Raw genomic sequence first — 12412 nt, forward strand, 5'->3', positions numbered from 1 at the left:
ACCCATAAACGTCATCTTACCAATCCAAACCGGAAGTCTCCCACCTTGCGTGTGATCGGCGGCTTGTGACCCACGGCGGCCATCGGCCGGATTAAAATCTCGCACCGCAGCAGTCTCTGGCCATCTCGTGATTGTGCTATCGTTATTCGGGCCATTACACTGCTCGCCCTGGCCGACGAGGTGATCGAATGAGGCGGCGCGAGTTCGTTACTCTTCTCGCTGGTTCGGCTACTACGATAGCCCTTTCGCGCGCCGGGTACGCGCAGCAAGGCCGCATGCGGCGGGTCGGCGTCCTCTTGGGATGGGATGAGAACAATCCGACAACAAAACTCCTTCTCGCCAAGTTGACACAGCGGCTTCGCGACTTGGGTTGGATAGAAGAACACAACATCCGGCTGGACGTTCGCGTGGCTGCGGGAAGTGTTGATCGGATGCAACTCTTGGCGAAAGAGCTGGTTGAACTGAGACCCGACCTGATCGTCGCATCCACGACCCCAGCAACCGCTGCGCTCCAGCGGGAGACACGGATGCTTCCGATTGTATTTGTAACAGTGTCTGACCCAATAGGGGCCGGATTCGTCGCGAGCCTTTCCCGCCCTGGCGCGAATATCACCGGCTTCATCAACCTAGAGCCGACGATGGGCGGCAAGTGGCTGGAGCTGCTGAAGGAGATCGCGCCTCGCGTCATGCGGGTCGGGATGATGTTCAATCCAGACACGGCCCCCTCAGGCGGATCATATTTCCTTCCCTCCTTCGAAGCTGCCGCGCGGTCTGTTGGCGTCTCGGCAATCACAGCATCTGTGCGTAATGAGGCGGATATTGAAACGGCGATTGCGAGTCTTGGACGGGAGCCAGGCGGAGGTCTCGTCGTCCAATCGGATGGATTTATGGTTGTCCATCGTGCAATGGTCATATCACTGGCGACGCAACACCATGTTCCTGCGGTCTCAGATCGAACGGTTCCTACCGAACAGGGTGGGCTACTCTCGTATGGCCCCGTAGACGAGGACCTGTTTGTTGGCGCCGCCCTCTACGTCGATCGCATCCTCCACGGCGCAAGCCCCGCAGAGCTTCCGGTTCAGGTGCCGACTAGATTCGATCTGAGATTAAATCTCAAGACTGCCAAAATGCTCGGCCTTGCCATCCCGCCGTCAATCCTTAGCCGCGCTGACTATGTAATTGAATGATGCTGCGCTGCATGGGTATTACAGTGCATTCAATTCCAAAATTAAGTCACCGTAATACCAGAGCGTGTACCCATAAACGTCAGCTTACCAATGCAAACCGGAAGTCTCCCACCTTGCGTGTGATCGGCGGCTTGGGCAGCTCTTTCTCCAAATATTAATATTGTTGGTGCGAGTGGCTTGCAAAAATGCACGCCTGGGATGAAATGACGGAATGAGAGCTAAGCGAATGGTCTTGGTAGTCATTTCGGCCGCTCTGGCTGCGGAAGGTTACCTTTTCGCAGATAGGCATTTGATCCCTCACGTTCCGATGCATTTCGCGGACTGGTCTCGACACGTTCTGACGTCGGAAGAGCAGCATCAGCTCTTTGAAGAGTTGCGCGTCGATTTGATGGGAGTAACAGACGCCTCGTCGGGAGCGATGCTGAGTGGGCTCACTCGTTCGATTTCAGAACCAAAACGGGTTTGCGGACTCTTAAAGCACAAAGACAGGAAGGGACAATGGCGAGACTGGAACGTGTTTGCTGTCACGTTCTCACGGTACGGAGTGTTCGTGTTTGGAGGCATAAACAGAGAGGATGACTACAAAGGGACTATATATCTTAGAGGGGGGCGTTCATCGGCCGCTTGAGCAAGGTGATCGTGTCGAATGCGAACCGGTTTCGCCTTGCGAGATGTGCTTCGGTTCGGCACCAAAGGTCCCCGACAGTAACAACTGACGAGGGTGGTCCCGAATCTGTCCTAAAGCAGAGCGGCGGAGCTTCCTGTACCGAGGTCTGCTCTTGGCCCGTACCCGACCTGCCGTGTGCATCCGGTCGAAGGCTGCTTGTGACCCGAAGCAGGCCTTGCAATGCGTATCAATGACGGGGATGCTCTCGTCGTCAGCTTGGCCCACACACGGCAACACCGAACCCATGAATGATCATCGACGGATTAAAGTCTTTCTTGAAGTGTTGGGACGGTGTCTTATTGCTGCCGGGTTGGGACCTAGGGAAACTGTCGCGTTGACCAATGGGCTGTACTTCCGCATCGAACGGTCTGGTTTGACCCTAATGTCGCTCGGCGGTGGTGAGTGTCAATCGATGGAGCTTTCAGTCGATGAAGCAAAGCAGATATTCTCATCGATTGAGTCCGCGTGCACCAGTCGCGATCTTGTTAAGGTTCGGGCCGGAGAGCTATCTTGGACGACCGATGCTCGGCCGAAATCCAATCCCGAAAAGGTAGTTATCAAGTTCGCAGGACCGCTGGGATTCACACGCACGGACGCTAGGCGTAAAGATGTTGCAGCAGCGCTCGTAGAGTTCGCCAAACGATTTGGGTAGAGACAATCGCCGCGAGGCAGGTCGGCTCATGGCCCTTAATCGACATGCCCAGCGACCCCAGTCTGGAGTCCGATAACAGCCCTTAGTGGACTCCAAGCGATCAAGTCCCTGCCGTGGCGGCATCGGCTTTTGACCCTAAGCTGACTATTGGCGTTCACTGAAAATTGGCATCACGGTGAGCGCACAGTTGACGCATCGAGCACGATGCAACCAAGAGAGGTCGTCAGGCGCGTTGTGCAACGCTCGAAGCAATAGGCGAAATATGAAAAAGGGCTGCTTAGCCGGACTTTTTAGTGTTCTTCTGATCGCGGGAGCAGCGGTCGGGCTCTACCTATATAAATACCCCAATTATACCTATCGATATCGATTGACTGTTGACGTCGAGATTGATGGACAACTCCACTCCGGCTCTAGCGTGATCGAGGTCACTTGGCATGGTGGCCCTGAAATAGCCGACTCGGGCGGGTACGGTCCCACCGTGCGGGGACAGGCCGCAGTTGTAGACCTCACAGAGAAGGGCGTCCTCGTCGCCGCACTGGCCAACGGAGAGCGCTGGGGTGCGCCAGACACATACGGTGGTCCTTGGGGTGCGCTGTGGCTCTTCCCGAGGGCGTTCAACAAGGGAACGTCGGTCAATGACTTGAGGGGTTGGTCACCTCCGTCAGGCAAGCGCAAACTCAGAGACGATAATCTGCCCCTACTCTTGTGGTTTGGAGACCGAGGCGATCCAGCCGGCGGACAACCAATAACTCAGGCAGACATCCCCCGAGTGTTTGGACGTTCCGCGCGTTTGATCGGAGTTTTCGTCGAAGTCACGAGTGATCCCGTCCGCGTAGACATCAGCAAAACGCTTCCGTGGGTGGGGCGGCTGACCCACGTGTTCCCTGAACCGCATCAGGTCTATCTGCAAAACGGAATGGCGGTCACGCGAGGGCTGTTCATTGGGGGTGCATCTTGATGAGCCATCTAGTTACAGTGTTATCGCTATGGCCGCTCTTGGCCCGTAGCCGACCTTCTGGACCGCCGCATTCTGACGTCCGATAACCGCCCATCGCGGACCTCGATCTTTTCATTTTCTCTGTTTTATAATCCCTGATACCTTGTGCGGAGCGGCCAATGCGTGTCCTTGTTTACATCGGCGTAGCGCTGTGGATTGGCGTCGGCATTGGCATCTTCTTATGGAACTTCATCTTGTCGGCGCAGATGCTGAACCATCGTGTGCCGAAGGAGCGGCCCATCCTAGGGCCACGCCAGTTCTCATTCCAAACCGATCCTGCTGACTACACGGAGCTGGGCCAACAATATCGCCAAAAATCGGTCCGAGCCGAAGTCGCCTTGCTCGCGTATGGGCCTACCCTTTTCATAGCCATCTTGCTCGCAAGCTTGGTATGAAGCCGTCTCAGCTGGCCGTGTTTTTCGGTTCGGACATGTCCGCTCATGTGCCCAACTCGGACCTCGGGTGAGGTGCGCCAACACGGCCGGTATCGGAGGCAGAGCGGACCTCACACAAAGTGCAGCGCGAGTTTATGAGTCCACCCCCTAAGCGGCCCGGCATCATTTCCAGCTTGCCTCTGCCCGTCCGGCAGCGTTCACTCCGGCTTCAGCCCGCTGACGACGTGCGGGCGGCAAAAAGGGTGGGAGAGAACGATGCGGGGGCTGTGGGCCGGATTGCGCGGCCGTGTGATGGTCGCGTGCGCGTTGATCGGAAGTGCGGCGTGGATGGCGCCGGCGGACGCTCAGCCGTTTCCGTCGCGACCCATCACTCTTGTCGTGCCGTTCGCGGCGGGCGGCCCGACCGACACGCTGGCGCGGATCCTGTCCGAGCGGATCGCCACCGAGCTGCATGCGACGATCGTGGTCGAGAACGTGGCCGGCGCGTCCGGCAGCATCGCCGGCGCCCGCGTCGCGCGGGCGACGCCTGACGGCACGACCATCACCATCGGCCATTGGGGCACGCATGTACTCAACGGCGCGGTCCTCAAGCTGCCGTATGACGTAGTCGCCGATTTCGAGCCGGTCGCGCTGGTCGCGATGGGCACGCAGCTGATCGTCGGCCGGAAGTCGCTCGAGGCCAGCAATCTGAAAGAGATGATCGCGTGGCTGAAGGCCAATCCCGGCAAGGCCACCGCGGGGACGGCCGGCGCAGGCACCGGCGCGCATGTCGCCGGCGTCTTCTTCAAGGAGAAGACCGGCACCGACTTCCAGTTCGTGCCTTATCGCGGTGCCGGGCCCGCCATGATCGATCTCGTCGCCGGACAGATCGACATCATGTTCGACCAGGCTTCGAACTCGCTGCCGCAATACAGAAACGGTACGATCAAGGCGTTCGCGGTGACGGCGCCGACGCGGCTCGCGTCCGCGCCCGACATTCCGACCGTCGACGAGGCGGGCCTGCCTGGCCTGTACATCTCCTACTGGCACGGCATCTGGGCACCGAAGAACACGCCGAAGGAGATCGTCACAAAGCTCAACGCGGCCTTTGTCGCAGCCCTTGCCGATCCGTCCGTCAAGCAGCGCTTTGCCGAACTGGGCCAGGAGATTCCGCCAGTGGACCAGCAATCACCCGCAGCGCTTGCCGCCTTCCAGAAGGCCGAGACCGAGAAATGGTGGCCGGTCGTGAAGGCCGCGGATATCAAGGCGGAATAGGGGCTTTCCTTATCCTGAGGAGGCCGCGCAGCGGGCGTCTCGAAGGATGGACGCGGGCGAGATAGGGGCCTTCATGGTTCGAGACGCGCGAAGACGCGCTCCTCACCATGAGGAGCGCGAGTCGCCCCGCGCCGTTAACTTTTGCGTCGCGCGCACTGCGCTCTCTCGCGAAAGTCTCGCTGCGGTGCGAGATCACAATCGCGGCCCAAGGAGCAACGTCCTTGATCTCGATGGAACGCTGGCCGACAATGCTTGCCCTTCAATAAGAAACTCCCTGGGGGAATTCGTGAATAGACCTGCTCGGGTCGACACCCATTCGACATCGTCCGATTCCGCGCACGGCATGGCCTTGCTGCGCGATCCCTTGCTCAACAGGGGCACGGCCTTCACGGAAGCGGAGCGCACAGCGCTCGGCCTGCGTGGCCTGCTGCCGCCTTGCGTGCTGACAATGGAGACGCAGGTCGAGCGCGTGCTGACCAATCTGCGCACGCTGCCGACCGACCTGGAAAAATTCGTCGCGCTGAACGCGCTGCATGACCGCAACGAGGCGCTGTTCTTTCGCGTCGTGGTCGACAATATCGACGAGATCCAGCCGATCATCTACACGCCGACGGTCGGGCTCGCTTGCCAGAAATATGGCCTGATCTACCAGCGACCGCGCGGCATGTTCATCTCCTCGCGCGATCGCGGCCAGATCGCGGAGATCCTGAAGAACTGGCCCAATGCCGCAAAACTCATCGTCGTCACTGACGGCGAGCGCATTTTGGGGCTTGGCGATCTCGGCGCCAACGGCATGGGTATCCCCGTCGGCAAGCTCTCGCTCTATTCGGCCTGTGCCGGTGTGCATCCCGAGCAGTGCCTGCCGATCGTGCTCGACGTCGGCACCAACAACGAGGAGCTCCTCAGCGATCCCTACTATCTCGGCCTGCGCGAGCGGCGGCTCACCGGAGACGCTTACGACAGCTTCGTCGACGAATTCATGGTCGCAGCGCGCAAGACGTTTCCCGATGTGCTGATCCAGTTCGAGGACTTCGCCAACCATTCCGCGTTCAAGCTGCTGCACAAATATCGCGACGAAGCCTGCGTCTTCAACGACGACATCCAGGGCACCGCAGCGGTTGCGCTCGCCGGCCTGTTCTCGGCGCTGCGCGTCAATGGCGGCAAGCTCCGGGATCAGCGCATCCTGTTCCTAGGTGCAGGCGAGGCTGCGACCGGCATCGCCGATCTCGTCGTCTCCGCCATGATCGCGGAGGGCGCAACGGAAGCCGAGGCGCTCCGGCGCAACTGGCTGGTGGATTCCCGCGGCCTCGTCGTCGGCGGTCGCGAAGGCCTCTCCGGCCACAAGCTCCGTTATGCGCATAAGGACCAGGCGCCGATCGCCGACTTCCTCACCGCGATCAAGACGCTGAAGCCGACGGCGATCATCGGCGTCGCCGCGGTCGGCGGCGCCTTCACGCCCGAGGTGCTCAAGGCGATGGCCGGGCTCAACGCGCAGCCGATCGTGTTCGCGCTGTCCAACCCGACCTCGAAGGCCGAGTGCTCGGCGGAAGACGCCTATCGCTACACCGAGGGCCGCGCGCTGTTTGCCTGCGGCAGCCCCTATGATCCGGTCACGCTCAATGGCCGCACCTTCGTGCCGCGCCAGGGCAACAACTCCTACATCTTCCCCGGCGTCGGCCTCGGCGTCATCGCCAGCCGCTCGCGGCTCGTGACCGACGAGATGTTCATGGCGGCCGCGCATACGCTCGCCAATTGCGTCGGCAAGGAGGACCTCGATCAGGGCAGCCTCTATCCTGCGCTGCCCCGCATCCGGGAGGTCTCGGCCCGCATTGCGGTGGCCGTCGCTGACGTCGCCTATCAGCGCGGGCTCGCCGACGGACCCGCACCCAACGATGTCAAGGCCCTGGTCCAGTCGCAGATGTACGAGCCGAAGTATTGAACCAGTCCAAGCCTGTCGCTTATGACGGTTGAATACTGCCGGGAGAGCTCGGCCTGCATGGTTCGAGACGCCCGCTTTGGCGGGCTCCTCACCATGAGGGTCTGGTATCTCGCAGCAGACGCGTCCTCATCCTGAGGGCCCGCCGCAGGCGGGCGTCTCGAAGGATGGCCGCAGGCAAGCCGCCTGCCCTTTCGCATATGCGACAGCCCGGCACGCCGACCCCGGCTCAGCCGGAATCGCCGTTGTCTGCCCGTGCCTTATGTGCGACGCTGCGTAGCGTTACAAGAATCTCAAGCTGTTAGGTAAGCCACATGGACGATCGTTTGCCCGACCTGGGCGATCTCGAGCACGAGGTCATGCAATTGGTATGGGCCCATGGGCCGGTCACGGCCGAAATCGTGCGCGAGCGGCTATCGCGACGCCTGAAGGAATCGACGGTGCGGACGGTGCTGCGCAGGCTGGAAGAAAAGGGCTATGCTCGCCACACCGTGGACGGACGCACCTACGTCTATCACGCCGCCGAAGAGCGGGCGCGGGTTGCGGCCAAGGCGGTGCAGCGCATCGTCGACTGGTTCTGCAACGGCTCGATGGAGGAGGTCCTCGTCGGCATGGTGGACAATGCGATGCTCGACCAGCAGCAATTGCGTGCGCTGGCCGACCAGGTGGCTAAGGCGAAGAAGGCGAGGGGAGTGAAAAAAGAATGATCGCGGCTCTGGCTGAGGCGGCGTTACGCTCCTTCGCGCTGGGAGGCGTCGTCTGGATCGGTCTCATCCTGTTTCGTGTGCGCAATCCGCACGTCCACATGACGGCGTGGATGGTCGTGCTGCTGGCATCGCTGGCGATGCCGTTCGTGATGCATTGGCCGACGCTCACCATCGACCGGATGCCTTTGTCCGTGCCCATGCGGGATGAAGCGTGGCCGGCTGACTTCTCGATGCTGGAGCGACCGCAGCCGTCCCTGCCGATCGCGCCCGCTGCGGCCATCGCGCCGATGGTGAAGCGAGGTGTCTCGATCGACTGGTGGATGGTCGCCACCACCGTCTATGCCTGCCTCGCCGGCCTGATGCTGCTGCGGCTGGCCATCGGCCTCTGCCTGACCTGGCGTCTGGCGCGCGCGGCGAAGCCGGTGAAAAGCCGTGAGATGATCGATGCCGATGTGCGCGTCAGCCGCGACGTCGGCGGCCCCGTCACCTTCGGCTCGATCATCCTGGTGCCGCCGCAGTTTTTCGGCTGGGACGCGAAGAAGCGCCTCGCCGTGCTCGCCCATGAGGGCGCGCATGTCGCCAATGGCGATTTCTACGTCCTCTTGCTCGCCTCGCTCAACCGCGCGGTGTTCTGGTTCAGCCCGTTCTCCTGGTGGCAGCTGGCGCGGCTTGCCGAGCTTGCCGAGATCATCAGCGATGCCCGCGCGATCGAGATGATCGACGACCGGCTGTCCTACGCCGAAATCCTGCTCGACGTCGCGACCTCCGTGAAGCCGCGGCCGATGGAGCTTGCGATGGCGCGGGCTTCGACCGTGCGCGCGCGGGTCGAACGCATCATCGCAGCCGCCGCCATGCCCGCAGCGGTCGGTTGGCGCAAGCGGCTGTGGATCGCGGCCGCGATCGTGCCCGTCGTGATCGTGTCCGCCGGCATGATCGCCTATCGCACGCCGGATCCGGTGCCCGCCGGCGCAGATCTCGGCCAGGTGCCGGCCGAGCATTACCATCCGTTCGTCAATTTCTACGCCGTCAATTTCAACGTCATGGGCCCGGCCTCGGTGTTCGCCATCTTCCGCGAGGGCGACGAAATCTACGGGCAGCTCACCGGACAACGCAGGCTGCGCCTGACCGTCGCCAACGACGGCACGGCGTCCTATGCGGCGTCGTCCGGCGAGATCACGTTCCCTGTTGATGCGGAGCGTCGCTCGTCCGAATTGACGCTGCATATGAATGGCCGCGACGTGCTTGCCGTTCGCGTTGCCGAGATGCCGGCGCCAACAGCTGATCTGGTGTCGCTCGATCAATATGTCGGCTGGTACAGGATCGCGCCGGGCCGCGTGCTCACCGTGCGGCGCGATGGCGATCGTCTGCACGTGCAAGAGACCGGCCAGGGCCGAGCGCCGGTTCTTGCCGAGGGCACTGACGCGTTCTCCGTCCATGGCGATCATCTCCTGATCTTCCTGCGCGATGAAACGGCCGGCATCTCGCGCGTGCTGGTCCACAACGCCACCTCCGGCGCCCGCCTCGCGCAGCGGATCGATGCAGCGCAGGCTCAGGCGATCGAGGCCGACTTCGCGCGCCGCCTGGCGGAAGTCCCTGACAGATTCAGGGAGCAGGTCCCGGCCGCGCGCAGCAAGGAGGTGATCCTCACTGGTATCGAGGATTTGCGCCGTGGCACGCCGAACTACGATCGCATGAGCGCGCCGCTCGCCGCCAGCATCCATCGTCGGCTCGACGAATTGCGCGCGACCTTCGTGGCGCTCGGTGCGGTCGAGACGATCTTCTTCCGCGGCGTCGGGCCGGGCGGCTACGACATCTATGGCGCCAAATTCGAGAACGGCACGGCGGAATTCCGCGTGCTGCTCGAGCCGGACGGCAAGGCCGGCGACGTGATCTTCCGGCCCGACGGCAACGACGAGCTTGGCGGCATCGTCTCCTGCTCGGAGGAGGCGAATGTGCGCGGCCGCGCCGGCACCTCGCCGATCAGGATCATGCTCTACAACGAGACGGACGACGATATTAAGGTCTTCAATCTCGGCGCTGACGGCGAGCGCAAGGCGCAGAGCGTCGTCAGGTCGGACATGACCTGGGCCGCGCTGACCACCGTGAACAGCCCATGGGTCATTGCCGACAAGTCAGGGAAGTGCATGGAGATCCTGGTGCCGGGCCGGCAGACGCGCTTCCATAATGTCGAGGCCTCGAACGTCAGTGCCAGGCCGGGGCGTGCGTCGCGTCGCGCCGTCCCGATCGCCAATGGCGAGGCGATGCTGCGGCAATATATCGAGGGCATCGGCAAGGGGCAGCCCGACTACGACCATATGACCACCGAGGTCGCCAACATCACGCGTCAGCAGCTTTTGTTCGACCAGGCCATCGTGGCGCGGCTCGGGGCGTTGCGCGCGGTCTCGTTCCGCGGCGTCACCGCGCTCGACAGCGACATCTATGTCGCCCAGTTCGCCAACGGCTCGGCGGAATGGCGCATCGGCGTCAGGAACGGAACGATCACCAAGATCGCGCTGGGGCCGAATTTCTAGCGGCGCGCCAGGACGGCGCCGCGTTTGCGCCAATCGCGGCTTGCACACGGGCGCCGCGAGCGTTACGATGCGTAACACTACGTAAGGTAGCGGGCCCCCGCGAATTCGGCGCGGCCCTCGCAAGCTGACCGGGTTCATGATGTACATGCTGACGCAACGGGAGCTCGACTTTCTCGCCAGCCTGAAAACCGGCTGGCGGCTGCTCTATCGGCGCGAGCTGATGCGGCTCATCAGGGGCGAGGTCGCGAGCGGCGAAGCGCGGCCGGAGACGCGCCCGATCATCTGGCGCGCCGCATCGGGGTGATTTTTCGCAAGCCTGTTTCGATTCAGGACAGCTAACTGTGGTGGATTCATCACAGCCGGCGCGAAACGCTGGCGGTCGCAAGGCCGCTTTTGTTCAGCCAAGGTTCTGCCCTCATTGCCCACCGAAACTTGGGGTTGTTCGGAGGGCGCATCATGTCTCGCTTTGCAAGTGCAGAAACTGCTGCCGAAACGGCCCGGATTTCGCCGGCAACCTCGAGCCGGTTGCTGCTCGCCATTATCGGTGCCGCCTCGCTCGCCGCGTGCGCGCAATCACCGGTCGGCCGCCAGAAGGCGGACCTTGCCAGCACCGGCCGGCAGGTCGCGATCGAGCGGCCGCACCGGGTGGCGGCGCTGCATCCGCGGCCGATCAGCCGGGTGCGTGCTGCCAGCGAGACCGCGGACGCAAGGCCTACGGCCTCGCGCGGCGTTGCGAGCTTCTATTCGGACACGGAAACTGCGAGCGGCGAGAAGTTCGACAAGAACGAATTGACCGCGGCTCACCCGAGCCTGCCGTTCGGTACCAGGCTGCGCGTCACCGACGTCTCCTCCGGCCGCGCCGTGACCGTCAGGGTCAATGATCGCGGGCCCTTCGTTCGCGGCCGCGTGGTCGACATCTCGCCGTCCGCGGCCGAGGCGCTCGGCATGGTCGACAAGGGCATCACCAATGTCCGGCTCGACGTCGTGCGATAGGGCGTAATCGATCGACTTCGAAGCTTCGCGTTTAACCGGCTGTTAGCTGCTCTCCCGCACCATGGGTGCCCGGCAATTCGGGGCTTTGGGGGGACGCGCTTGAACACGATCCAGTATCTCGAAGATCAGGCGGCGCGCGCCGAGCGGCTTGCCAAACGGATCACGGATACGCCGACGATCGAGAAGCTCCTGAGCTTCGCCGGCGAACGCCGCCGCGAGATCGAGGTCATCGCCGGCAGGCGGGTCAGCTATGGTTCTCGACGAAATCGCTGAGGTAGTCGGGCAGCGTCACGCCATCGGCGCCGCAGCGTGCCTGGATCTCATCAGCGACATCGGTCGAGATGTCCTTCATCCAGTGCTCGAGCGTGTTGAACGAGATCACCTTGATGGGGTCGTTAAAGCAGCCCGCGACGAGCTCGCTGATCGTAGCGTCGAGATCGCTTCGTTCGACCCGGATTTCAGTCGCTTCGTCGAGACGATCGATCACCACGAACAGGGTTTGATCTGCGCCAAATGGCACGACCGGGAATTGCGCGCCAGCTTCAAGCATGTGAGTTGCTCACGTCTTGGCTTTGGATTGGCTTCCGATCCTGTTAACTGGAAAAACCGGAAGAAGGTTCCTACCCAAGCCGGCGGAAGCGGCTAAGACGTTCGTCGTGCGCGTGCAGCCGCTCGCCCACCGGCAATCAGAGAAATTCCCGCAGCCGCGACAGCTCTGCGATGTGTTCGGGCGAGAGGATGTCCGTGACCAGCGGCGGTTGCGGCGCGGTGTGGATCTCATAGAGATGCCGGGTCGGCGCGGGCTTTTCCATGAAGGCCGAGATGCACTCGTCGAGCGTGCCTTCGCTCACGTGATAGGACGCGCGGTCCGGCCGGCGCTGGTTTCCGAGTGACGGCCATTTATGCAGCACGGCGCGCGCGCTGAAATCGATTTTTGACTCAACTGATACGCCACCCATCGTCCCCGCCTCGTCCCCGCCTCACGCAACAAGAGCCCCAGCACGCAATCTGCCGTGCCGGGGCCCATACCCATCGCTGCATCTCAATGCCACGCATCGGTAACGCGGCGGCCGGGAAAAGGTTCCCGGCCGAT

The 12412-nt window shown here is 62.3% G+C and carries 11 protein-coding genes; 9 read left to right on the forward strand and 2 right to left on the reverse strand.

From position 1 onward, the window contains the following. Positions 1-188: 188 nt before the first annotated feature. From ABIC09_RS05105 to ABIC09_RS05145, 9 genes are all read left to right on the forward strand, one after another. The gene (locus ABIC09_RS05105; RefSeq protein WP_354108589.1) at positions 189-1187 is read left to right on the forward strand and encodes an ABC transporter substrate-binding protein; all 999 of its coding nucleotides are present in this window, start codon (positions 189-191) and stop codon (positions 1185-1187) included. Positions 1188-3622: 2435 nt separating this feature from the next. Beyond that, positions 3623-3898 carry a hypothetical protein gene (locus ABIC09_RS05110; RefSeq protein ID WP_354108590.1) on the forward strand — a complete coding sequence of 92 codons (276 nt, stop codon included), beginning with the start codon at positions 3623-3625 and terminating at the stop codon, positions 3896-3898. A gap of 255 nt (positions 3899-4153) precedes the next feature. Beyond that, entirely contained in the window at positions 4154-5152 is a 999-nt protein-coding gene (locus ABIC09_RS05115) for a tripartite tricarboxylate transporter substrate-binding protein (RefSeq protein ID WP_354108591.1), read from the forward strand. Positions 5153-5438: 286 nt separating this feature from the next. Next, positions 5439-7091: an NAD-dependent malic enzyme gene (locus tag ABIC09_RS05120; protein WP_354108592.1), complete on the forward strand. Its 1653-nt coding sequence runs from the start codon at positions 5439-5441 to the stop codon at positions 7089-7091. Between the two features lie 311 nt (positions 7092-7402). Next, positions 7403-7795, forward strand: a complete 393-nt coding sequence (locus ABIC09_RS05125; RefSeq protein ID WP_148753097.1) for a BlaI/MecI/CopY family transcriptional regulator — start codon at positions 7403-7405, stop codon at positions 7793-7795. Beyond that, positions 7792-10326, forward strand: coding sequence for a M56 family metallopeptidase (locus ABIC09_RS05130; protein ID WP_354108593.1), 2535 nt, complete (start codon positions 7792-7794; stop codon positions 10324-10326). Before ABIC09_RS05125 ends, ABIC09_RS05130 begins: the two co-directional genes overlap by 4 nt. Before the next feature lie 145 nt (positions 10327-10471). Then, positions 10472-10630, forward strand: a complete 159-nt coding sequence (locus tag ABIC09_RS05135) for a hypothetical protein (RefSeq protein ID WP_187435055.1) — start codon at positions 10472-10474, stop codon at positions 10628-10630. Positions 10631-10782: 152 nt separating this feature from the next. After that, positions 10783-11319: a septal ring lytic transglycosylase RlpA family protein gene (locus tag ABIC09_RS05140; RefSeq protein ID WP_354034128.1), complete on the forward strand. Its 537-nt coding sequence runs from the start codon at positions 10783-10785 to the stop codon at positions 11317-11319. A 99-nt stretch (positions 11320-11418) separates the two neighbouring features. Further along, entirely contained in the window at positions 11419-11592 is a 174-nt protein-coding gene (locus tag ABIC09_RS05145) for a hypothetical protein (RefSeq protein WP_354108594.1), read from the forward strand. Here the strand turns inward: ABIC09_RS05145 and ABIC09_RS05150 are convergent. Next, entirely contained in the window at positions 11564-11869 is a 306-nt protein-coding gene (locus ABIC09_RS05150; protein ID WP_148753094.1) for a hypothetical protein, read from the reverse strand. The two genes, ABIC09_RS05145 and ABIC09_RS05150, sit on opposite strands and share 29 nt — an antisense overlap. Positions 11870-12005: 136 nt before the next feature. Beyond that, positions 12006-12278 (reverse strand): hypothetical protein, encoded by a 273-nt coding sequence (locus ABIC09_RS05155; protein WP_148753100.1) that lies wholly within the window; start codon positions 12276-12278, stop codon positions 12006-12008. Positions 12279-12412: the final 134 nt, after the last annotated feature.

This window comes from Bradyrhizobium sp. S3.12.5, from assembly GCF_040548225.1.
Lineage (GTDB): Bacteria > Pseudomonadota > Alphaproteobacteria > Rhizobiales > Xanthobacteraceae > Bradyrhizobium > Bradyrhizobium cytisi.